The organism is Thermodesulfovibrio sp. 3462-1 (genome assembly GCF_040451425.1).
In the GTDB taxonomy this organism is placed as follows: Bacteria; Nitrospirota; Thermodesulfovibrionia; order Thermodesulfovibrionales; family Thermodesulfovibrionaceae; genus Thermodesulfovibrio; species Thermodesulfovibrio obliviosus.
The window spans coordinates 1004610-1027500 of record NZ_CP144374.1 but is presented as its reverse complement, the minus strand read 5'-3'; the positions used below and the strand labels follow the sequence as shown (position 1 = coordinate 1027500).

The following is a 22891-nucleotide window of genomic DNA, read 5'->3' as shown; positions in this document are numbered from 1 at the left end:
CAGGACCTAAAGACCCCTGGTAGACTACCAGGTTGATAGGCTGGAGGTGTAAGCACCGTGAGGTGTTTAGCCTACCAGTACTAATAGGTCGTGCGTCTTGACTTACTCTTTTATTTCTTCTTGTCAAAAAATATTTTTATAAAAAAGAGGAAGGGTTAATCCCTTTCTCTTTTTTATTTTATTTTTTTAGAGTTGAAAATTTTTTAAAAATTGATAAGATTTAAATATAAACTACTTTGTAGAGGATTAATATGAAGGAAAGAGATATTTTTGAAGAAATTGTAAATCTCGGGAAAAAAAGAGGAAAACTTACATATGATGAAATCAATGAAGCTCTTCCATCAGAATATTATTCTCCGGAAGAACTAGAGGATCTTATTGATGTTTTGAGTGATATGGGAGTGAGAGTTGTTGATGAAGATGAGGAGGAAGTATTTTTAGAAGAAGAGGAAGAACTTGAAGAAGAGGAGCATGTAGAGGACCTCGTTCAGGCTTATTTTAATTCAATGGGTGATATTCCAATACTTACCAAGGAAGAGGAAGTTGAACTTGCTAAAAAACTTCAGGAAGGAAAGAGCATAATTAAAGAGACAGTAATGGGATTAACTCTTTATCAAAAAATTTTAGATGAGATAAATAAAGAAGAAGATGTTGAAACTTTAACTGAAGAAGACAAAGCAGAAGAGGCACTAAGTAGAACTATTATTCGCATGGAAAATTTAATTAATGACATTGAAAAAATTGAAGAAAAAATTAAAGAATATGGTTCTATCAAAGAATTACGGAAACTTATAAATGAAAAAAAGAAATCCGGTGAAAATACAAAACAATTGGAGAATCTTTATAAAGAAGTTCATACAGAAATTAAAAAGATTGAAAACGAATCAGGGCTTAAGATAGATGAATTGAAAAATATCTGGCAAAAGATATATAAAGCAAAATGTCTTGTTGAAGAAACAAAAAATGAATTAATTACCAGAAATTTAAGACTTGTGGTTAACATTGCAAAAAACTATGTAGGCAGAGGGCTTCCTCTTCTTGATTTAATAGAAGAAGGCAATATTGGTTTAATGAAAGCCGTTGATAAATTTAAATATGAAAAAGGATTCAAATTTTCAACTTATGCAACATGGTGGATCAGGCAGGCGATCACAAGGGCTTTAATTGATCAAACAAAAACAATAAGAGTCCCGGTTCATATGATGGAGTTTTATAATAGGGTTACAAAAGCATCTCGTGAACTTACACAGCAACTTGGAAGAGAACCAAGTAATGAAGAAATTGCTGAAAAACTCGGCGTTCCTGTAAGGAAAGTTGAGGAAGTTTTCAGAGCTATACAGGATCCAATAGGACTCCAAACGCCAATTGGAGATGAAGATACAGAGCTTGAAGACTTTATTGGAGATAAGACTTCTCCTTCTCCTGTTGCAGAAGCTGAAAGAACAGAACTGAGTGAACATATTCAGAGAATTTTAAAAACTCTTACACCAAAGGAAGAAAAAGTTATCAAAATGAGATTCGGAATAGGGGAAGATAGAGACCATACCCTGGAAGAAGTTGGAAGATATCTTTCGATCACAAGGGAAAGAGTGCGTCAGATTGAGACTAAAGCTTTAAGAAAGCTTAAACATCCAAGCAGGATGAAACTTTTAAAAATGCTTATAAGTGAAACTTCAGAAAATAAAAAGTGAAGGAATTAGCAGAATTATCAAAGCTTTTAAGATATTACATTCTTCTTTCAACAACTAATGCAGGATCAGGTCATCCTACATCATGCCTTTCTTCAGTGGAATTAATGGCAAGCCTCCTTTTTGGAGGCTTTTTTCATTTTGATGCAGATAATCCTGATAATCCAAACAACGATAGATTAATATTTTCAAAAGGTCATGCAGCTCCACTTCTTTATTCCTTATGGACAGTAGCAGGAAAATTAACAGAACAAGAGCTTTTAACATTAAGAAAATTTGGTTCTCCACTTGAAGGTCATCCTGTAAGAGCATTTCCATATGCTGAGGCAGCAACAGGTTCTCTTGGTCAGGGTCTTTCAATAGGAGCTGGAATAGCAATAAATGGAAAATATATTGATATACTCCCTTATCGTGTTTTTGTTTTGCTTGGCGACAGTGAAATGGCTGAAGGCTCAGTATGGGAAGCTATACAACTTGCTTCATATTACAAACTTGACAATCTCATCGGAATACTTGATGTTAATAGACTTGGTCAACGTGGTGAGACAATGTATGGATGGGATTTGTCTGCCTATGAAAAAAGAATTTCTTCTTTTGGATGGAAAACTATATGCATTGATGGTCACAACTTTGATGAGATTTTTAAAGCTTATGATGAAGCTTTAAAAAGCAAGTTACCAACAATGATAATTGCAAAAACAGTGAAAGGTAAAGGAGTCTCTTTTCTTGAAGACAGAGAAGGTAGACATGGAGTAGCTCTCTCAGAGGCTGAATTTAAAGAGGCTTTGAAAGAACTTGGAGAGATAAAAAGACTTACGATTTCAATAAAAAAGCCTGATAGTCTTAAGCCTAAACAGCAAGCTTTGGAGATAAAAGAGTTTACAAACAGATATAACATTGGTGAGATGGTTGCCACAAGGCGTGCCTATGGTGAGGCATTGGTAAAAATATTTCCAGAATTTCCAGATATTGTTGTGCTTGACGCAGAGGTTTCTAACTCTACATACGCAGAGATATTTAAAAAGCATTATCCAGAAAGATTTTTTGAATGCTTTGTTGCAGAACAAAATATGGTTGGAATGGCTGTAGGACTTTCACTTAGAGGAAAAATTCCTTTTGTATCAACCTTTGCAGCTTTTTTAACACGTGCTTTTGACCATATAAGAATGGCTCAATACAGTGAAGTAAACATAAAATTGGTTGGCTCTCATGCTGGGGTTTCTATTGGGCAGGATGGTCCAAGTCAGATGGGACTTGAAGACATTGCAATGATGCGAAGTATTTTAAACAGTGTGATACTTTATCCCAGTGATGCGGTCTCTACAGAAAAGCTTGTAAGAGAGGCAGCAAAATACAAAGGAATTGTTTATATAAGAACAACTCGCTCTACTACCCCTGTTATTTATAGCTATGATGAGGAGTTTCCGATTGGTGGTTCAAAGGTAATCAGAAAGTCTGATAAAGATTTATTCACAGTTATTGGAGCAGGAATAACTCTCCATGAAGCACTGAAAGCATATGAAGAACTTAAAAACAGAGGAATCTTTATCAGAGTTATAGATTTATACAGTTTAAAGCCCCTTGATGTAGAAACTCTAAAGGAGGCTCTTTCAGAGACAGAAGCAATTATTACAGTTGAAGACCATTATCCGGCTGGAGGCATTGCAGAGGCAGTGAAATCTGAAGTGGGGGCTGAAAGAGTTTATAGTCTTGCCTGCAGAAAAACTCCAAAAAGTGGTGCACCTGAAGAACTTTTAGATTATGAGGAGATTTCTGCAAAAGCAATAGTTGACTGTGTTAATAAATTAAATAAGTTATTCAGGAAATATAAGATTTAATGTTGACTATGACAATTTTTTATTCTTCTTCTTCGGAGTCTGGTAAAAGACCGTGATTTTTCATTTTAGTGCGAAGTTGTTTCCTTGAAATCCCTAAAATCTGGGCAGTTTTTGTTTGATTCCATCCAGTTGAGTTTAACGCTTTAAGAATTAATGATTTTTCAACTTCTAAGAGATTTAAACTGTTTTCTTTTAAAGATGTCCATCCTGATTGTTCCTGAATTCTTCTGGGTAAATGTTTCATTGAAATTATTCCGGAAGGTGAAAGTACAACAGCTCTTTCTATGACATTTGCAAGCTCTCGAACATTTCCGTGCCAGTCATAGTTTATCAGGGCATTCATAATTTCAGGATCAAGCTGAGGAATGGGCTTATTGTTTTCTCTTGAGTACTTATTTAAAAAATGATTAACAAGCAGGGGTATGTCTTCTTTTCGTTCCCTCAATGGAGGAAGGTTAATTCTTACAACATTGAGCCTCCAATAAAGGTCTTCTCTAAATGTGCCTTCTTTTACCAGTTTTTCAAGATTCCGATTTGTAGCAGATATTATTCTTACATCAACTTTTATTCTTGTGTTACTGCCGATTCTTTGAATTTCCTTTTCCTGTAAAAACCTTAAAAGTTTTTTCTGTAAAGACATGGATAATTCTCCAATTTCATCAAGAAATACTGTGCCTTCATTGGCAATTTCAAATAGTCCGATTTTTCTATCTAAAGCACCTGTGAATGCTCCTTTTTCGTGTCCAAAAAGCTCACTTTCAAGAAGAGCCTCAGGTATTGTTGTGCAATCTATGATAATAAAAGGTTTTGTATTTCTTGGTGATTTTTTATGAATTGCTCTTGCCACAAGCTCTTTACCTGTGCCTGATTCGCCTGTAATCAATACATTTGCATTGCTTTCCGATACCATTTGCATTATATAGAAAACTTCCTGCATTGCTTTGCTTTTTCCTATAATTTCAGGGAAGGGACTGACTGATTTTTCAGTTTCTTTAAAATACATAGATGTTTTTTCAACTGCTTCCTTCAGGATATTTATTAAAAGTTCTGTATCAACAGGTTTAATTAAATAATGATAGGCACCCAATTTCATGGCTTCAACTGCCTTTTCTATGGTACCATAGGCAGTAAGCATTACTGTTGGTATATTGATTCCATTCAGTTTAAGCCATTTAAGCAGTTCTATTCCGTCCATCTGAGGAAGACGATAGTCAAGCAAAAGGCAGTCAACAGGATTTTCTTTAAGTATGGCAATTCCTTCTTCAGCTGTAGTTGCGGTAAGAACATTGAAATCTGCTTTTTTTAAGATAGCTGATATTGCTTTTAAGGCACTGATTTCATCGTCTATATAAAGTATCTTTGCCATTTTTTATAATTTTAATGGTAATTCTATTATAAATTCTGTTCCACCATTTTTTTTACTGTTAACAGTTATACTTCCATCATGGTTCTTTATAATTCTTTCAACGCAAGCAAGTCCAAGTCCTGAACCTGTTGTTTTTGTAGTAAAAAAAGGTTCAAATATTTTATTTAAAAGCTCTTCAGGGATTCCCATACCAGTGTCAGATATTGTTATTAATACTTTGCTGTCTTTTTTTAATGTTTTCACTGTAATACTGTCTCCCTTCTTTGTTGCATCCATAGCATTAACCAGCAGATTCAGTATTGCCTGTTTTAACTGGTGATTGTCAAAGTAAAATTCAGGTATGGAATTGTCAAATTCTATATTTAATATTTTACCTTCTTCTTTAACTTCTGTTTCAATAAGTTTTATCACATCTGCAATTGCTTTGTTTAGATCAGCTTTTTCATATTTTAAAGGAAGTGGTCTGGCATAGGAAAGAAAACCTGTTATTAATTCATTGAGTCTTTCTGTCTCTCTATCAATTATAGATAGAAACTCTCTTAATACTTCGCCTTCAAAGTTAGATTTTATATAAGAGGTGGATGCTTTTATAGCATTTAAAGGATTTTTAATCTCATGGGCAACTGTCATTGCCATTTCTGCCATTGCAGATGATTTTTCAAGCTTTAATTTTTCTTTTGTAGCTTTGTCAAGCTCTTCAAAGGAGTGTTTGAGTTTTATTATCATTTCATTAAATGTTTCAATCAAATATCCAATTTCATCACCGCAGGAGACTTTATAAACATAACAGTCCTGACAATCAATATTGTGGCAGACTTTACAGTTTTCCTTTGCCTCTTTAATTAACCAGCATCTTTCTTTCCCATAGGCTGGGCAGTCAGTTTTTGTGCATGAAAGTATGTCTTTGCAAAGGACAATATATGGATTTTGACAGAGTTCAAGCTTGTCTGCCTGGATATGGAACATTTTTTCTTTAAGCCTTTGAAGGGGTTTTATAAGAGTTTTTGATAGCATAAAGGACATAAGAATAGTCACTCCAAGGGCTAAAAAGTTGAGAATAAAAATATAGTTTTTCAAGTCTTTTGTACCATCACTGACATATTGATTTATTTTATTTTCTGAAATTCCCGCCCTTAAAATTCCAATAAATGTGTCTCCAGCCATAATTGGAATATTTAAATGTCTTATTTCTTCATTGTCAACATACTGCCATTTTTTTAAAGTTTCTTTCTCAATATCTATAAAATTTCCAAGTTCCTTTTTGTTGCTATGACCGATAATTCTACCATTTTTATCGGCAATCATTATGTAATCAATGCCTGGAGTATTCATAATAAGTGTGATTTGTTCATCAATTGCCAGGGGATCAAAAAAAACAATATGGTCTATAGCATCCTTTGACAGATTTTCCAGCAGTAGTGTGATGTTTTTATTAATCTGGCTTTTGAGAGAATTCTTTTGGTAATTAAGAATAAGCAGATTAACAGCAAGGATGAGTATTATAAAAAGAATTAAAAATGAGACAAAAATTTTTTTGACAATACTCATTCTTTGAAATTTATCTAAAACTTTATTTATTGCTAAGTTTTTCAAGTGTTGCGATATCTGCATCAGTAGCCTCTTTAAAACCTTTAATTCTGGCTTTTTTTAATATTGTAGAATCTAAATTCAGAAGAGAGTTTTTAACTTTTTCTATTAGTTCGTGGTTTTTGTTTTTAACCACTGCAAAGGGCCAGTTTGGAAGGTATTCTCCGTAATCAAGAATTTTTATTTTAGAAATATCCACTTCCTCTGCCCATACACTTAATGCTGCCTCTCTTATAAAGCCTCCATCTGCCTCACCTTTATAAACGCCTATGATAACTTTTTCTTGCCTTTTAGCATCAATAAGTTTAAAATCTCTTGTTAGATTAAATCCCTTTTTCTCAAGATACAGCTTTTGCGATAAAAATCCTCCTGCAGAAGTTGGAGAAACAATCATTATTCTTTTACCTTTGAGGTCCTCTATTTTATTTATATTGCTATCTTTTTTGGTAATAATTATTCCCCTAAACCGTTCGTCTCCGCAAATACCATCATCCTGGGTACAGTCTTCTCCGATTGTGATAGCAAGAGCTTTAACTGGATATTTTTTTGATACAATGGAAAAAACATAGGGATTTTGATAAGAAAAATCCACTTTCCCTTCGCTGACAAGTTGAATAAATTCTTCAAAATTTTTAGGAATTACAAGCTTAAATTCATAACCTGTTTTTTCAGATAAATATCTCATTAAAGGGTCATATCTTTTATAAATAGTTAAAGGGCTATAAAGAGGCAGAATTGCAACTTTTATTGTTTTAGGAGTATATTCAATATAATTTTTCCCTTTTATGTTTCTTATTAATACTCTTATATAATCAAAATCTCTGTCTTCAGCATGAGAGAATTTTTCAATGCTCAGGGATCTAAGTATTTCTATATTTGATTGAGTAAGGATAGAGTTTTTAATTTTTTTCAGCTCTTCAGGTGGGAAATTGTTAACATAGGCAATTAAAAATCTTGGAGTTGATTCAGAGTATCTCACAATTTTAAGTCCATCATGCAAATATTTTTTAGCAGTCAGTTCACTCATCGCTCCAATATCATGATCGCCAATAAGAACTGAAAGTGCAATTCTTTGTTCCTTTTGTAGCATATCCACTGATTTAAAATCCTTGAGTGAAATATCAACATCCTTTAACATTGAAAGCGGTATTAAGTAGCTGAATGATGATTTTTCATCTCCAAGAGCAAGTTTTTTACCAAGAGAATCAAAAATTTTATCTATGTTTTTCCCATATTTTGTTACAAAAACACTTCTTGTTTCAGCAGTTCCTCCTTCAGGTTTTACAAGAGGATAGATTTTATTTTTCATGGACCATTTAAGCTCACAATATATGGTAGGGTCAACTATGAGAAGGTTAAGTTTATTCTGTTTTATTTTATTTTCAAGATCTGCGTAGTCTTTTGCAATGTCGATTGATGCAGGTTTTTTTAGGATGGTTTCTATGAATTTTTTAAGAGAATAAAACTTTTCATATATGGTTTTAGGGGACTCTTCAGAGAGAATTCCAATAGTGATTGGTTGCCCTTGAAGTTTTTCCTGCTCAGTTTTTTCTTTATTCGTGTTGCTGCAGGAAATGATTAGAATAAGTAGTAAAATTAATAGTTTAAACAATTTCATGATAAAAGGGATTTGTTTTTATTTCGTAGCCAATTTTTGTTTTCGGACCATGACCAGGCATTACAACAGTTTCTTCAGGCAGAGAAGCTAATTTTTTAAGAGAATTTAATAAATCCTTCATACTTCCTCCAGCCAGGTCTGTTCTTCCAACTGAACCTGCAAAGAGAGTGTCTCCAGTAAAAATATAACCATCAATGTATATGGACATACTTCCAGGTGAATGTCCTGGAGTGTGAATAAATTTTAATTGACTTTTGCCTATTGTTATAGTTTTTCCATCCTCAATCAGTTCATCAGGTTCAGGCTGAGGTTCTATTTCTATACCAAAAAATTGCTCTGCCACCTGAGGTGAATTTCTATAAATTTCGGTATCTTTTTCATGGAGAAGCACTTTTGCACCTGTGTCATCTTTGATTTCTTTTACTGCTCCAATGTGATCAAAATGTCCATGAGTACAGATAATGTATTTTACAGTTAATCCTTCTTCTTTAATGAAATCAAGAATTAAATCTGGTTCATCTCCAGGGTCTATAATAACTGCCTCTTTTGTATCTTCATCGTATAAAATATAGCAATTTACAAAAAGTGGGCCAATCTCAAATTTTTTTATTTTCATTGCTGCCTCCTAAGCTTTTTTAAAATATAACTTAGTTCTTCATGTTTCATCAAATAGCAAAAGACAAAATATAGAACTATGGCTACAGCAATTGCAGACCCAAGCCAGAGGAATTTTAAAAGCATTTTTCCACTATAAAGCCAGAAGTGGGGATTAATGTCACAAATTAATTTAGCAATTCCTATGCTAAGGAAAGAAGCAATAGTGCTTTTTATAAAAGATTTAACAATAGATGAAAAGGCAATCTCCGGTATTTTTCTTTTTATGAAGCTTGCAAGCATTAAAAATTGCACAATTGCAGCCACAGAATAAGCAAGAGCTAATCCATTGTGTTTCATGGTTTTCATCAGGATAAGAGAAATGCCAATATTTGTTAACATTCCTGTGATTGCACATATCACAGGAGTCTTTGTATCCTGAAGAGAATAAAATGTAGCTGTTATTGTTCTTGAACCAACTGTTCCAAGAATTCCAAGACTGTAAAAGAATAAGGCACTGGCAGTATTAATTGTGGCATTTAAATCAAAGGCACCTCTTTGAAAGAGAGTGTTTACAATAGGTTTTTTAAGTATAATAAGTCCGATTGTTGACGGTATAGTTAGAAAAAAAAGAAATTTTAAAGCAAAAATAAAATCCTTCGTAAGTAGATCTCTTCTGCCCTCTGCAATATGTCCTGAAAGTGTTGGTAAAACTGCCATACCTACAGCAACTCCAAAAATTCCAATAGGTAGCTGTATAAGTCTCATGGAGTAATAAAGATATGTAACGCTTCCTTCTGGAAGAAAACTTGCTATTATGGTGCTTACAAAGATATTTATTTGATTTACTGTCATTGATAAGGTGGTAGGAATTACAAGAATAGCGATTTTTTTTAAAGCAGGATGATAGGGAGCTATACCAAATCTAAAGCCATTTTTGTAAAAAGAAGGAATCTGAATGAGCCACTGGACAATTCCTCCAAGAGTAACGCCTACTGCAACAGAGATTATTGGATTAAAGAAAAATGAGCTAAAGCCTACTACAACTATGATAATCATAATATTTAAAAAACAAGGAGCAAGGGCTGGAATAAAAAATACATTATTCGTATTAAGAGTTCCCATTGTGAGTGCGGCAAGACTTATAAAAAGTAAAAAGGGAAACATTATTCTTGTAAGTAAAACAGTTAAGTTGAATTTTTCCGGATTGGTGGTAAATCCTGGAGCAATGATTTTTACAATAAATGGGCTAAATACAATGCCTGTAAGGACTATTATGCCTACAACAATGAGTATAAAAGTAAAAAGACTCTTTACAATTTTTTTTGTTTCTTCTTCTCCATTTTTTATCTGAGATTCTTTTAAAACAGGAATTACTGCAGATGACATGGAGCCTTCAGCAAAGAGTTCTCTAAGTAAATTAGGTATTCTAAAGGCTACAAAAAAAACATCGCTCAGTCCTGTTGCACCAAAATACTTAGCAAGAATCATGTCTTTTATGTATCCAAGAACTCTACTAAAGGAAGTTGCTAAGGAAATAGCTCCTGCTGCTTTAACTATTTTACCTTTTGCCATTTTAGTATTTTAATATTTCAAGAAGATCAAGGATGTCTTCTTTTGACATATTTGAATGGCCTGTTTTTAATTCCTCTTCAAGAGTTTTGGCAAACTTATCTACATCACCCTTAAAAGACGAATCTAATCTTATAGCATTTTTTAAAGTTTTAACTGCTTCTGAGTACTGATTAAGTTTTTGATAGGTAAGCGCCATGTAAAAATGTGCTGGAATAAGAAGAAAATTTCTTTTTATTGCTTTATCGAAAGCATCCCTGGCTTCTTTATACTGTCCAGTTCTATAATAGGATAGTCCCTGTCCAAAAAAGGCTTTATCCTGAGTTATAAATAAAGGATTATCTAAGGCTTTCTGGAAAGCTTCTATTGCCTGCTTATGCATGTTTAATCTTTGATAACAAATTCCAAAATTAAACCAAGCATCGGCATAATCAGGAGCCATTGAGAGAATTTTTAGAAATAAGTCCTTTGCTGTTTCATATTCCTGAAATTCCATATGAACAAGGGCTAATCCATGAAGTGCGTTTTCATTATTAGGGTCAATTTGCAGAGCCTTATGAAATTCCACAAAGGCAAGTTGATAATTTTTTTCAATATAATAGACATATCCCATTGCAGTATAAAAATATGACTCATTTGTTTGCCTTATTCTTTCTTCTGATGCGCAAGCAATAATAAGAAGAAAAATCAATAAGCTTAAAATTATCCTCATAGTTTTATAGTATATCATTTTTTCACAACAAGCTTTCCAATTAATCGTTTAAGAAAGAAAATCAGCTCATCCAGTCCTTTCATTTGTGCTTCAAAACCATCCGGAAAAAATTTTAAATGTTTTACTATGCCCTTATTTTTAAATCCTGTTAATACATCTATAAGTTTCGTTACAAAATCTGTTTCAAGATTTTCTTCCATTGTAAATCTAAATTTATCTTTATTTTGTTTCATCTGAGAAATTTTAATTTTTGATGCAATAATTCTTATTTGTGCTGTTTTAAAAAGATTTTCTACCTCTTGAGGCAGTTTTCCAAATCTGTCGTAAAGTTCATTTTTGAGTTTCTGTATTTCATCTTCTTCCAGAATTTGGCTCAGTTTTCTATAAATTCTTATTCTCATAGAAGTTTCTTTTATGTATTCCTCCGGGATAAAGGCAGGTAAAGACAATTTAATTTCAGGTAACTTTAAACTTGGTAAAACTTCACCTTTTAATTCTTTCACTGCATCATTAAGCATTTCTATATATAAATCAAATCCCAATCTATTTATACCTGATTGCTCAACTCCAAGAAGCTCTCCAGCACCTCTTATTTCAAGATCTTTCAGGGCAACGTGAAAGCCTGCTCCAAGATAACTCATTTCCTGAATAGCCTTTATTCTTTTTTTAGCATTTTCACTGAGACCGTCTGAAGGAACTATTAAATAAGCACTGGCTTGCATGGATGCTCTACCAACTCTTCCCCTTATTTGATAAAGATCACTTAATCCAAAGGTGTGAGCCTGGTCAATTATTATTGTGTTTACATTTGGGATATCAAGTCCTGAGGCTATAATGGAAGTACAGAGTAAAATATCTATTTTTCCATCAAGAAAATCAATCATGACTTTATCAAACATTTTTTCTTTCATTCTTCCATGAGCAACTGCTATTTTTGCAAAAGGAACAAGTGTTTGAAGCTTTGATTTAACCAGTTCAATATCATGAATTCTATTATGAAGAAAATAAATTTGTCCCCCTCTCTGAATTTCTTTTTCAATTGCTTCTTTAATTATTGAATCATTTTCATGGATAATAAATGTTTTAACTGCAAGTCTTTCCTTTGGAGGAGTTTGTATTATAAATATATCCCACAATCCGCTCAGTCCTATCTGTAAAGTTCGGGGTATGGGAGTAGCTGTTATAGTGAGAAGGTCAACTTTTGGATATTTTTCCTTTATTTTCTCTTTATGAATTACACCAAATTTTTGCTCTTCGTCAATGATCAAAAGACCGAGATCAAAAAATTCTACTTCTTTCAAAATAAGCATATGAGTTCCGATTAAAATATCAACCTTTCCGGATTTTACATTTTCAATAACTTCTTTAATTTCTTTTGCTGAACGAAATCTACTTAGATATTCAATGGTTACAGGAAAGGCTTCAAATCTTTTTCTGAAAGTTCTATAATGTTGTTCACAAAGAAGAGTTGTTGGAACAAGAACTGCAACCTGTTTACCATCATAAACTGCCCTGAAAGCTGCTCTCATTGCTACTTCTGTTTTTCCATATCCTGCATCTCCACATAGAAGGACTTCCATTGGCAGAGTTTCTCTCATTTTTCTTAAAATAGCATCTATGGCTGCTTGCTGGTCTTCGGTTTCTTCATAAGGAAAAAATTCATCAAAATTTTTATGAATTTCTGTATCCTCAGAGTAAATAAAGCCTCGCGGAGTTTTTCTTTGAGCATAAAGTTTTAAAAGTTTATCGGCAATCTCCTGTATTTTTTTTCTCTCTATTTCTTTTGCTTTCTGCCAGCGATTACTTCCAAGTTTATCAAGAGGTGGAATAAAGCCCTCTCGAGCAGAATATCTATAAATTTTTCCTATGTTCCATGTGGGCACATAAAGAATGTCTCCGTCTTTGTATTCAATTACAAGCACATCTTCTTCAGTACCTTCATATTTTTGCCTTTTTATACCACGAAATATTCCAATTCCATGATCTTTATGAACTACATAGTCACCTTCATTTATTTCCTCTCCATCAACAGGAATTTTCTGTAAACTCAGCTTTTTCTTTTTGATTGCTTTTTCTCTAAACAGTTCAAAATCTGTAATAATCATCAAGTTTTCTCTATAAAATCCTTCCTGAAGATCAGAGATGGTAATGGCAAATTTACCAGAATAATTCCCAATCTCAGCTTTGTTAATCAATGGTGCAATAATACCATGATTAAAGAGAATTTCTTTTACTGTTTCAGCTTTTCCGCGAGAGCTTAAAGAAAAAATTATAGGAATTCCAAGTTGCTTTAGATTTTTCGGAAAATCAAAAAGAGATTTTCTATCATTTGGTAAAATACCAAGTCCATAAAATGTTTTGTCTTCTCCATCAATTGACTGAGAAGAAAATTTAAAAGGTAAATGGGAGATTTTAATTATTCTATCCTCAGCCTCAATGTTTAAATCTTCAACTTTGTTAAAAACTGTAAAAATCTTATCAAATTCAAATAAATCAAGTAATTCCGTTGTAACATTATTCTCTGTTGCTGGTATTATCCATATTTCGTTTTTATCTTTAAATGTGAGTTGTGTATCAGGATTAAAAATTTTTATTTCCTCTATTTCATCACCAAAAAATTCAACTCTAACTGGATATTCTTCTCCAATTCCCCATATATCAAAAACCCATCCATGTTGTGAGAATTCTCTCTCTTGCGTCACTAATTCAGCTTGAGTATATCCTGATGCAATAAGATTTTGTCTTAACACTTCTCTTTCAATACTGATTCCTTTTTTCAGGTGAATAGTTTCAATCTGAGATGGAATTTTTCCAGATTCAACTGTTGTGATTATTTTTTTATTTTTTTCGTAGAGAATTTTAAATATTGCTACCAATCTTTCACTGCCCTGAGATGGCAAGAAAACAACTTCATTATGATTATTAAAAAATTCAGAGAAAGTTTTTATAGTTGAATAAAGTTTATAAGCCTGCTCTTCATTTTCTTCAAAAACTATGTAGTTTTCATAAAAACAAAGAAAAAGTGCAAAAGAGGTTATTGAAAGATTGTAAATTTCATTGTTTTTTTGAATTATCGAAGATATTTGTTCTATCTCTTTTGTTAAAGCTTTGTGAATGGATTCAGTATGGTTCATTAATTATTTTATCATATACTTTTTAAAGGAGGGGGCACCCCTTAGGGGGCAGGCTAAGGGGTGCGGGGCATGTATGGGAGCCTAAAAAAGAAAAGCCATGAAGTTCAAAGGGTTCATCCCTTTACCTTCATGGCTTTAATTTTGTGAATCCAACTTCTGTTGGATATATAAATTTTATCTAAAAAAATTTTTTATGTCAAGACCACGAATTGCCTCATTAAAAATCTATACGAAATTCTATTCGTTGCCTCATATAAAAATCTACTCAAAATGGGATATCTTTACAACCGCTCATATGCTTGCTTTCTTCTAAGAAAAAAGCTTCTGAAATTACCTCTCTTTAAAAAATTTTCCTCTAAACTCCTTTTTAAAGCTACTTGACTTAGAAATTATAAATAGTGTTTAATATATGTCATGGTTCCTAAGACAGAAAAGATATGGATGGATGGTAAATTTGTAGATTGGGATGATGCGAAGGTTCATGTTCTCACTCATTCCCTTCATTATGGCTTAGCAGTATTTGAAGGAATAAGGTGTTACAATACTGAGAAAGGATCGGCAGTATTTAGATTAAAAGATCATGTGGAAAGACTTTTTAAGTCTGCTCATATATTTACTTTAAGAATTCCCTTTACAGAAGAACAAATTTTTGAAGCAATAAAAGAAACTATAAGAGTTAATAAAATTAGTTCTTGCTACATAAGACCAATAGTTTTTGTAGGTTATGGCAATATGGGTGTTTATCCTAAAAACAATCCAATTCAGGTTGCAATTGCAGTTTGGAGTTGGGGTGCCTATCTTGGAGAAGAAGGACTTCATAAAGGGATAAGAGTTAAAACATCATCTTTTATTAGAAATCATGTTAATTCCAATATGTCAAGAGGAAAAGTTGCCGGATACTATGTTAACAGTCAACTGGCAAAAATTGAAGCAATTTCCTGCGGATATGATGAAGCTGTTTTGCTTGATACAGAAGGATATGTTTCTGAAGGAAGCGGAGAAAATATTTTTATAGTCCGCAAAGGAGTTCTTAAAACAACACCTTTGACTTCAATTCTTGAAGGAATAACAAGAGATACTGTTATCACCATTGCAAAGGATCTGGGGATTGAGGTAAAAGAAGAGAGATTTACCCGTGATGAGCTTTATATTTCTGATGAGGCTTTCTTTACAGGCACAGCAGCTGAGATAACTCCCATAAGAGAAGTTGATGGCAGAACAATTGGCACAGGTAGTCGTGGTCCGGTTACTGAGAAGATACAGGAACTGTTTTTTGATATAGTTAATGGAAGAGTTCCAAAATATCAACACTGGCTTGACTTTGTTTGATTTTATCTTAATTTCATCTGCTCTGCTGCTTCATTAATATCTTTGTCAGTTAAATGTTGATGCAATTTTGCTTTTTGTCCTTTTCTTAATTTGTCAAAGAGTTCCTGTTTAGTTTTTACTTGTCGTTCTTGAAATATTTTATTAAGAGATTTATCATCTTTATGGCATTTATCACATTTTAATGCAAAGACATTACCAGACATAATGAAAAAAGATATTAAAATTACAGTTATGATACGCATATTATTCTTCTTTCAAGATTTTTAAAATAAGTTCATTTACTAACTTTGGATTAGCTTTACCTTTGGTAAGCTTCATTACCTGACCCACGAAGAATCCAATAAGTTTTTCTTCTCCAGCACGAAATCTTTCCACTTCTTTTGGATTTTTTGCCATAACTTCACGAATTGTTTCAATTATAACAGAACTGTCAGAAATCTGTGTAAGTCCCTTTTCCTTAACTATTGTTTCTGCTGATTTTCCAGTTTTATAAATTTCTTCAAATACATCTTTGGCTGTGTTTCTGTTTATTATTCCTTTTTCAATTAATGCGAGAAGTTCTACCAGTTTAGAAGGAGTTAAACTGCATTCTGTAATATCTTTCCCGTCTTCATTTAACAATCTTAAAAGTTCTACCATAATCCAGTTTGCTACTTCCTTTGGGTTTCCTCCTGAGTTTACAGCTTCTTCAAACCATTCTGCCAGAGCTTTCTCTTCTGTTAAGATTTCTGCATCATACTGAGGTAAACCATATTCTTTTACAAATCTTTCAAATTTTTGATCTGGTAGTTCAGGCATCTGTTTTTTAATAGCTTCAATCCATTCTTCTGAAACAATTAAAGGAACAAGGTCTGGCTCAGGAAAATATCTGTAGTCATGGGCTTCTTCTTTTGAACGCATTGACTGGGTTGTCCCGGTTTGTGCATCCCAGAGTCTTGTCTCTTGAATAATTTTTTCACCCATTGACAGCAGTTTTATCTGTCTTTTTATTTCATACTCAAGAGCTTTTTCAACAAATTTAAATGAATTTATATTTTTTATCTCTGTCTTCACTCCAAATTCAGAAGAGCCTGAGGGTCTTACAGAAACATTGGCATCACAGCGAAGTGAGCCCTGTTCAAGGTTGCCATCGCAGACACCAAGATATCTTAGAATTGCTCTTAATTTTTTCATATACAAAGCAGCCTCTTTTGGTGATCTTATGTCAGGTTCTGAAACAATCTCCATAAGAGGAACTCCAGTTCTATTAAAGTCAACAAAGCTGTATCCTGAAGGGTCATGGATGTTTTTACCTGCATCTTCTTCAAGATGAATTCTTTTTATTCGGATTTTTCTTTTTTCACCATCAACTATTATCTCAAGATATCCATCTTCACATAAAGGAAGCTCATATTGACTTATTTGATATCCCTTTGGAAGGTCTGGATAGAAGTAATTTTTTCTTGCAAATCTACTGTATGAAGCAATCCTGCAGTTCATGGCAAGCCCTGTTTTAATTGTATATTCAACAGCTTTCTTATTAAGTACAGGAAGCACACCAGGCATTCCAAGACAAACAGGACAGACTTGTGTATTAGGTTCTGCTCCAAACTTAGTGGAGCAACCACAGAATATTTTACTTTCAGTTAAAAGCTGAGCATGAACTTCTAACCCTATTACTGCTTCGTATTGCATTTTCACTCCTTTATAAAATTGGTTTCATTTTATGCCATGGAGTTGATTGTTCATATGCATAGGCAAGTTGAAGTATTCCTGCTTCATCAAAAGGTTTACCAATAATCTGAAGTCCTACAGGAAGTCCGTTTATGCTGAATCCACAGGGTATTGAAATTGCAGGAAGTCCTGCAAGATTAACAGAAATTGTAAAAATATCAGACAGATACATCTGAAGAGGATCATCTATTTTCTCTCCGATTTTAAACGCAGGCGTTGGTGCAGTGGGTGTGATAATAAAATCAACTTTTTCAAAGGCTTTTTCAAAGTCTTGTTTTATAAGGGTTCTTACCTGCAAGGCTTTTTTATAATATGCTTCATAGTATCCAGCTGAAAGAGAGTATGTTCCAAGCATTATTCTTCTTTTTACTTCAGAACCAAATCCTCTTGATCTTGTCTTCATGTACATGTCAAGTAAATCACTGCCTTCCACTCTCAAGCCGTATTTTACACCATCATATCTTGCAAGATTTGAAGAAGCCTCTGAAGTAGCAATCAAATAATAGGTGGCAACAGTGTATTCAGTATTGGGAAGAGAAATCTCAACAGGAATACAACCAAGAGATTCAAGATGTTTTATTGCATCCATTACTCTTTCTTCAACTTCTTTGTCCATTCCTTCTATGAAATATTCCTTAGGAATGCCTATTTTAAATCCTTTAATGTCCTTATTGAGGTATTCTGTGAAATTTGGTGTTTCAATTGGAACAGAGGTGGAATCCATAGCATCATATCCTGATATAACATTCATAAGTATTGCAGCATCGGCAACACATTTTGTAATGGGACCTATTTGATCTAATGAAGAAGCAAAGGCAACGAGTCCAAAACGAGACACTCTTCCATAAGTAGGTTTTAATCCAACAACTCCGCAGAATGAGGCTGGTTGTCTGATACTTCCACCTGTGTCAGAACCCAGTGCTGCAATACATTCATCAGCAGCAACTGCTGCAGCACTTCCACCAGAGCTTCCACCAGGAACTCTTTCCAGATCCCATGGATTTTTTGTTATGTGAAAGCCTGAGTTTTCAGTAGATGAGCCCATTGCAAACTCATCCATATTAGTTTTACCAACAAGTATATATCTTTGCTGAAGAAGTCTTGAGGTTACTGTACTTTCATAGGGTGGATGAAAGTTATAAAGAATTTTTGAAGCACAGGTTGTAAGAATTCCCTTTGTGCAGATGTTGTCTTTGACTGCTATGGGAATGCCTGTTAAAATGTTCCTTTTTCCTGAAAATATAGCATCTTCAGCATCTTTTGCCATGTTATAGGCTTTCTCAACAGTTAATGTAATAAATGCCTTAACTTTTCCTTCAACCTCCTGAATTCGTTTAAAAACATCTATTAAAATCTCGTGGGGCCTTACTTCTCCACGATTAATCATTTCTGCAAGCTCAGCAACTGTTAATTTATGAAGCTCCAAACCAAACCTCCTTTTAAAAAAATTTTTATCAATTAAATTAAAGCAAATTACCTCTTTTTTTCAAGTTGAGTGCATTTAACATAATCAAGTTTTATAAATCTCATGCATCCGTTACAGGAGATACAATCAGATGTTTCTTTTCCTTCCATCCATTTTTTAGGTAGATCAGGCTCTCGGATCAAAGGCCTTGAAAGACTGATAAGGTCTGCTTCTTTTTTCTGTAAAATTTCTTCTGCTACTGAGCGAGAGCGAATTCCGCCCACAAGCATTATTGGAACTTTGAGCTCTTTTTTGAATTCTCTTGAGAATTCTCTGAAATAGGCTTCTTTCTGAGGGGAGTCAATTCCTGTTCTAACAGGTCTTTCCTCGGGTTTTGACTGTACAATTCCACCACTAATTTCTATTGCATCAATTCCAATATTTTCAAGTTTTTTTGCTACTCTGAGACTTTCCTCTACGGTTAGTCCTCCTTCTACAAAATCGCAGGCATTGAGTTTTATCAGCACTGGCCAATCATATCCTACATTGTCTCTTATACTCAGGTAAACTTCTTCAAGAAAATGAAATCTTCTTTCTTCATCTCCACCCCAGTAGTCAGTTCTTCTATTTGTATAGGGAGAGAGGAACTGATTTACAAGATATCCATGAGCACCATGAATCTGCACACCATCAAATCCTGCTTCCTTGGCTCTGCAAGCTGCTTTACCAAAGGAGTCTATTATTTCCCATATTTCTTCCTGAGTAAGCTGTCTTGGCATTACTTTATAAACTGGCTCATAAACTTCTGATGGTGCTACTGGCTGAGCTCCTCCAAGAAAAAGCGGAGCACACTGCCTTCCTCCATGATTAAGTTGAATTACAACTCTTCCGCCTGCTTCATGAACAGCTGTGGTTAACTTTTTTAATCCGTCAATGTAAAAGTCATTGTGAATACAAAGCATTTTCGGAGCACTTCTTCCAGAGAAATGGACCAGAGCATTTCCAGTAATTATTAGCCCAGCACCACCTTTAGCAAGCGTTACGTATAAATTTATCAATTGTTCTGTAACAAACCCGTCCTCATCTGCCATTTTTTCATATGTTGCAGAACGAACAATCCTGTTGGGCATTTTAATTGTTTTAATTTCAAATGGACTGAAGAGTTTCACTTTATCACCATCCTTGTAGCCAATTTAATAGCCTCAATGAGGCTTGTAGGCGTAGCTTTTCCCTGCCATGCTATATCATAGGCTGTTCCATGGTCAGGAGAGGTTCTTATAAATGGAAGCCCTACTGTAAAGTTCACTCCTTTGTCAAAAGCAATGAGTTTAAATGGTGCTAATGCCTGATCATGATACATGGCAACAACTATGTCAAATTCGCCATTGTATGCCCGCCAGAAAACAGAGTCTGCTGGATAAGGACCAAAAACATTTATTTCCAGAGCTTTTGCTTCTTTTATTGCAGGAGTAATTTCATCAATTTCTTCTCTTCCCATAATTCCTTCTTCTCCTGCATGAGGATTAAGTCCACATACTGCAATACGAGGATTCTCTATTTGAAGCATATTGCAGGCTTTTTTTGCAAAAAATATTGTTTTTATTACTCTTTCTTTTTTTATTAAGTGTGGAACATCTTTCAGCGGAACATGTATTGTTGTAAGGATTACTTTCAGGGATTCACTGTAAAAAGCCATTGCATAATCTTCTGTTTCAGTAAGCTCTGCAAGCATGTCTGTGTGTCCAAGCCATGGCAGCCCAGCCATTCGCAGGGCTATCTTTGTAATCGGGCATGTAACAATTGCATCAATTATTCCGAGCCTGTAAAGCTCAACAGCTTTCCGTATGTAAGAGAATGAGGCTCTGCCAGATTCCTGAGAAGGTGCTCCTTTTATAAGTTTTTTTGGATTTTGTATTTCATTGAGATTTAATATTTCTATATTGTCAGGATCGAAATCCATGCCAATGACTTTGATTACCTCTTTTATAATGCTTCTGTCTCCTATAACAAGAGGATTACAAATTTTATAAATGTCTTCTTGAGCAAATGCTTTTACAATAATCTCTGGACCCACTCCAGCTGGATCTCCCATTGTTATAGCAACTCTTTTTTTTGCCATTTTATGCCTCCTGATGAATAGGACTTTTTAATATTTTAAAACTGTATCATCTTTATTTGGTCTAAATTTGAATAGAGAGTTTTTGAGAGAGGTATTTATTTTAACATCGCTGAAATCAATTTTTACTGTATTAGACAGCATATCTATTAGTTTCATTGATTTTATCGGAAAATCGCCCTCTGCAATTGTTATCTCAATGCTTTTTATATTGCCCATTTTGCTTTTTGGGATGAGTATCACAGTGGTTTCTGATTTTTCGTTAACTTCAAAATCTTTCTTTAAGTTTGCCATTCTGCTAAGAAGTGCCAGTGGAAGTTGACCATATTTTTCTTCGCTAAACTCACTCATTATTGCCTGTTTTCTTTTTTTGTCATAGATAATGAGAGTTTTGTTATTGAGATAGATAGTTTGTGAGAAATCTCCAGTATATTGCCATCTTACTTTATCTCCCTTTATAAAAAATTTGCCTCTGAATTGCTGGGTTTTATTCAGTTCTTTGATATGGCTTGTTTGAGTGAAATTTCCTCTTGCATCATTTATATTTTTATAGGCATTTTCAAGCTTTGTTAGAGCATTTTGAGCATTTGATATATAGGGAATTAAGAGTAAAGCTAAAAAAATTATAACTGAAACTGTCATTTTAAAAAGTTTCATAATTTTAATTATACCAATCCATGCGATTTTTTGGCACATACCAGAAAATATAATTATGCCATATTCCTGCAGGAGCTGGCTCAATTCCTTTTATTCTTTTGTTTACTGCAATTATCGTATCAGGTACATAGAGAAATGTATAAGGTTGATCATCTGTGATTAATTCATGAATTCTCCAGTAAAGTTTTTTTCTTTCTTGTCTGTCCAGAGTTTCTCTTGCTTTCTCAATAAGGTGATCTACTTCTTTATTGCTATAACTTACGAAATTAAATTCTCCTGGTTTTGTTTTGGAGGAGTGAAAAATATCATATAAATCAGGGTCTCGGGAAAGAGACCAGCCAAGCAGAACTGCCTGAAACTGTCTTTTTGTAACAAGTTCAAGAAAACTTTGCCATTCAAGCACTCTTATGTTTAGCTCAATTCCTATTTTTTTAAGTTGTTCCTTTAGTATTTGAGCAGTCTTAAGCCTGGCTTCATTGCCCTGATTTACGAGTAAAACAAAGGAGAACCTTTTTCCATCTTTTATTAAAATTCCATCACTGCCTGTTCGCCAGCCAATTTCATAAAGAATTTTTCTTGCTTTTTCAGGATTGTATTCAAAATCCTTTACATTTGGATTGAATGCCCAGGATGAGGGTGGAAAAGGTCCTGTACAAGGCGTGCCAAATCCCAGCAGAACTCCTTCAATTATTTCTTTTTTATTTATTGCATAGGCAATTGCCTGTCGCACTCCTTTATTTGAAAATAAAGGATCTTTTAGATTGTAGCCTATGTAAGTATACCCAAAAGATGGATATCTGTATACATTGAAATATTTTTTAAAATAGGAGGTTTCTCCATAATATTTATACTGAGCAGGATTAAGTCCCATAAAATCTATGCCACCAAATCTTAATTCAAGAAACATTGTGGAAGGATCTGGGATTATTCTTGTGATAAATTTTTCAAAGAAAGGTTTGCCTTCATAATAACTGTTGTTTCTTTCAAGAACTACTATTTGTCCTGTTATCCATTCTTTCATTTTGTATGGTCCTGTTCCAATAGGCATTCTGTTTAATGGTGAATTAAATAAGTTTTTGCCTTCAAGTAAATGTTTTGGCAGTATTCCCATTCCCCAGGATTCCAGTGCAGGTGCAAATGGTTTTTCATAAACTACTTTTACAGTATATTTATCAAGAGCTTTAACTTCTTTTACAGGACCGTAAGTGCTGCTGTAAGGTGTAGGATTTTTGGGGTCAGTGATAGCTTTGTATGTAAAAACAACATCATCTGCTGAAAATTCTACTCCATCATGCCATTTAATTCCTTTTCGTAAATGGAAAATTATTTCTTTACCATCCTTTGATATTGTCCAGCTTTCAGCAAGGTCTCCAACTATGTTTAAATTTTTATCATACTTTGTAAGTCCATTAAAAATCTTTCCACTTATGTCAGCGCTTGCAGAATCTGAGGCAAAAAGAGGAAGAAGTCTTTTTGCATCTGCTGATGAAGCAGAGGTTAATGAAAAGGGTTCTTTTATATTAGGAGCTTTTTCACAAGAAAAAATAAAAAGCAATATTATA

Annotated in this window: 17 protein-coding genes and 1 rRNA gene (1 of these 18 running past the window's edge); 4 read left to right on the top strand and 14 right to left on the bottom strand. The window is 33.8% G+C overall.

Annotated elements, in window-relative coordinates; translation table 11 throughout:
• The 3 genes from V4D31_RS05145 to V4D31_RS05135 form a co-directional block, all read left to right on the top strand.
• Positions 1–105: ribosomal RNA gene (locus V4D31_RS05145) — 23S ribosomal RNA — on the top strand; it begins 2850 nt to the left of the window's first position.
• A gap of 146 nt (positions 106–251) precedes the next feature.
• On the top strand, positions 252–1691 hold the full coding sequence (locus V4D31_RS05140; protein WP_353685394.1) for a sigma-70 family RNA polymerase sigma factor: 1440 nt from the start codon (positions 252–254) through the stop codon (positions 1689–1691).
• A complete protein-coding gene (locus V4D31_RS05135) occupies positions 1688–3526 on the top strand; it encodes a transketolase (RefSeq protein WP_353685393.1) in 1839 nt (612 codons plus the stop codon). The genes V4D31_RS05140 and V4D31_RS05135 overlap by 4 nt, the downstream gene beginning before the upstream one ends.
• A gap of 19 nt (positions 3527–3545) precedes the next feature.
• Here the strand turns inward: V4D31_RS05135 and V4D31_RS05130 are convergent, their stop codons facing one another.
• From V4D31_RS05130 to mfd, 7 genes are read right to left on the bottom strand one after another with little or no spacing between them, the layout of a single operon-like run.
• Positions 3546–4892, bottom strand: a complete 1347-nt coding sequence (locus tag V4D31_RS05130; RefSeq protein WP_353685392.1) for a sigma-54 dependent transcriptional regulator — start codon at positions 4890–4892, stop codon at positions 3546–3548.
• Positions 4893–4895: 3 nt separating this feature from the next.
• Positions 4896–6503, bottom strand: coding sequence for an ATP-binding protein (locus tag V4D31_RS05125; protein ID WP_353685391.1), 1608 nt, complete (start codon positions 6501–6503; stop codon positions 4896–4898).
• Positions 6463–8097, bottom strand: a complete 1635-nt coding sequence (gene phnD / locus V4D31_RS05120; protein WP_353685390.1) for a phosphate/phosphite/phosphonate ABC transporter substrate-binding protein — start codon at positions 8095–8097, stop codon at positions 6463–6465. Before phnD ends, V4D31_RS05125 begins: the two co-directional genes overlap by 41 nt.
• Entirely contained in the window at positions 8084–8713 is a 630-nt protein-coding gene (locus tag V4D31_RS05115; RefSeq protein ID WP_353685389.1) for an MBL fold metallo-hydrolase, read from the bottom strand. The genes phnD and V4D31_RS05115 overlap by 14 nt, the downstream gene beginning before the upstream one ends.
• Positions 8710–10266: a murein biosynthesis integral membrane protein MurJ gene (murJ, locus tag V4D31_RS05110; RefSeq protein WP_353685388.1), complete on the bottom strand. Its 1557-nt coding sequence runs from the start codon at positions 10264–10266 to the stop codon at positions 8710–8712. The genes V4D31_RS05115 and murJ overlap by 4 nt, the downstream gene beginning before the upstream one ends.
• Before the next feature lies 1 nt (position 10267).
• Positions 10268–10975 carry a tetratricopeptide repeat protein gene (locus V4D31_RS05105; RefSeq protein WP_353685387.1) on the bottom strand — a complete coding sequence of 236 codons (708 nt, stop codon included), beginning with the start codon at positions 10973–10975 and terminating at the stop codon, positions 10268–10270.
• Between the two features lie 14 nt (positions 10976–10989).
• Positions 10990–14109, bottom strand: coding sequence for a transcription-repair coupling factor (gene mfd / locus V4D31_RS05100; RefSeq protein ID WP_353685386.1), 3120 nt, complete (start codon positions 14107–14109; stop codon positions 10990–10992).
• A 414-nt stretch (positions 14110–14523) separates the two neighbouring features.
• Between mfd and V4D31_RS05095 the strand changes: the two genes are divergently transcribed.
• Positions 14524–15438, top strand: coding sequence for a branched-chain amino acid transaminase (locus tag V4D31_RS05095; protein WP_353685385.1), 915 nt, complete (start codon positions 14524–14526; stop codon positions 15436–15438).
• Between the two features lie 2 nt (positions 15439–15440).
• Here V4D31_RS05095 and V4D31_RS05090 read toward each other — a convergent pair whose 3' ends face one another.
• Genes V4D31_RS05090 through V4D31_RS05060 form a run of 7 tightly spaced genes read right to left on the bottom strand, consistent with a single transcriptional unit; the run spans position 15441 to position 22884 of the window.
• Positions 15441–15641 carry a hypothetical protein gene (locus V4D31_RS05090; protein WP_353685384.1) on the bottom strand — a complete coding sequence of 67 codons (201 nt, stop codon included), beginning with the start codon at positions 15639–15641 and terminating at the stop codon, positions 15441–15443.
• Positions 15642–15681: 40 nt separating this feature from the next.
• Positions 15682–17112: an Asp-tRNA(Asn)/Glu-tRNA(Gln) amidotransferase subunit GatB gene (gatB, locus tag V4D31_RS05085; RefSeq protein ID WP_353685383.1), complete on the bottom strand. Its 1431-nt coding sequence runs from the start codon at positions 17110–17112 to the stop codon at positions 15682–15684.
• A gap of 10 nt (positions 17113–17122) precedes the next feature.
• Positions 17123–18577, bottom strand: coding sequence for an Asp-tRNA(Asn)/Glu-tRNA(Gln) amidotransferase subunit GatA (gatA, locus tag V4D31_RS05080; protein ID WP_353685382.1), 1455 nt, complete (start codon positions 18575–18577; stop codon positions 17123–17125).
• A 47-nt stretch (positions 18578–18624) separates the two neighbouring features.
• Positions 18625–19725: an NADH:flavin oxidoreductase gene (locus V4D31_RS05075; protein ID WP_353685381.1), complete on the bottom strand. Its 1101-nt coding sequence runs from the start codon at positions 19723–19725 to the stop codon at positions 18625–18627.
• The gene (pdxA, locus tag V4D31_RS05070; RefSeq protein ID WP_353685380.1) at positions 19722–20675 is read right to left on the bottom strand and encodes a 4-hydroxythreonine-4-phosphate dehydrogenase PdxA; all 954 of its coding nucleotides are present in this window, start codon (positions 20673–20675) and stop codon (positions 19722–19724) included. The genes V4D31_RS05075 and pdxA overlap by 4 nt, the downstream gene beginning before the upstream one ends.
• A gap of 27 nt (positions 20676–20702) precedes the next feature.
• Positions 20703–21329 (bottom strand): outer membrane lipoprotein carrier protein LolA, encoded by a 627-nt coding sequence (locus tag V4D31_RS05065; protein WP_353685379.1) that lies wholly within the window; start codon positions 21327–21329, stop codon positions 20703–20705.
• Positions 21330–21333: 4 nt separating this feature from the next.
• Positions 21334–22884 (bottom strand): peptide-binding protein, encoded by a 1551-nt coding sequence (locus V4D31_RS05060; protein ID WP_353685378.1) that lies wholly within the window; start codon positions 22882–22884, stop codon positions 21334–21336.
• Positions 22885–22891 lie beyond the last annotated feature (7 nt).

What these genes read in the sequence shown, in the direction of transcription:
- V4D31_RS05140 (WP_353685394.1), top strand. Translation starts at nt 252, where the DNA reads ATGAAGGAAAGAGATATTTTTGAAGAAATTGTAAATCTCGGGAAAAAA.
- V4D31_RS05130 (WP_353685392.1), bottom strand. Translation starts at nt 4,892, where the DNA reads ATGGCAAAGATACTTTATATAGACGATGAAATCAGTGCCTTAAAAGCA.
- V4D31_RS05125 (WP_353685391.1), bottom strand. Translation starts at nt 6,503, where the DNA reads ATGCAGATATCGCAACACTTGAAAAACTTAGCAATAAATAAAGTTTTA.
- phnD (WP_353685390.1), bottom strand. Translation starts at nt 8,097, where the DNA reads ATGAAATTGTTTAAACTATTAATTTTACTACTTATTCTAATCATTTCC.
- V4D31_RS05115 (WP_353685389.1), bottom strand. Translation starts at nt 8,713, where the DNA reads ATGAAAATAAAAAAATTTGAGATTGGCCCACTTTTTGTAAATTGCTAT.
- murJ (WP_353685388.1), bottom strand. Translation starts at nt 10,266, where the DNA reads ATGGCAAAAGGTAAAATAGTTAAAGCAGCAGGAGCTATTTCCTTAGCA.
- V4D31_RS05105 (WP_353685387.1), bottom strand. Translation starts at nt 10,975, where the DNA reads ATGAGGATAATTTTAAGCTTATTGATTTTTCTTCTTATTATTGCTTGC.
- mfd (WP_353685386.1), bottom strand. Translation starts at nt 14,109, where the DNA reads ATGAACCATACTGAATCCATTCACAAAGCTTTAACAAAAGAGATAGAA.
- V4D31_RS05095 (WP_353685385.1), top strand. Translation starts at nt 14,524, where the DNA reads ATGGTTCCTAAGACAGAAAAGATATGGATGGATGGTAAATTTGTAGAT.
- V4D31_RS05090 (WP_353685384.1), bottom strand. Translation starts at nt 15,641, where the DNA reads ATGTCTGGTAATGTCTTTGCATTAAAATGTGATAAATGCCATAAAGAT.
- gatB (WP_353685383.1), bottom strand. Translation starts at nt 17,112, where the DNA reads ATGCAATACGAAGCAGTAATAGGGTTAGAAGTTCATGCTCAGCTTTTA.
- pdxA (WP_353685380.1), bottom strand. Translation starts at nt 20,675, where the DNA reads ATGGCAAAAAAAAGAGTTGCTATAACAATGGGAGATCCAGCTGGAGTG.
- V4D31_RS05065 (WP_353685379.1), bottom strand. Translation starts at nt 21,329, where the DNA reads ATGAAACTTTTTAAAATGACAGTTTCAGTTATAATTTTTTTAGCTTTA.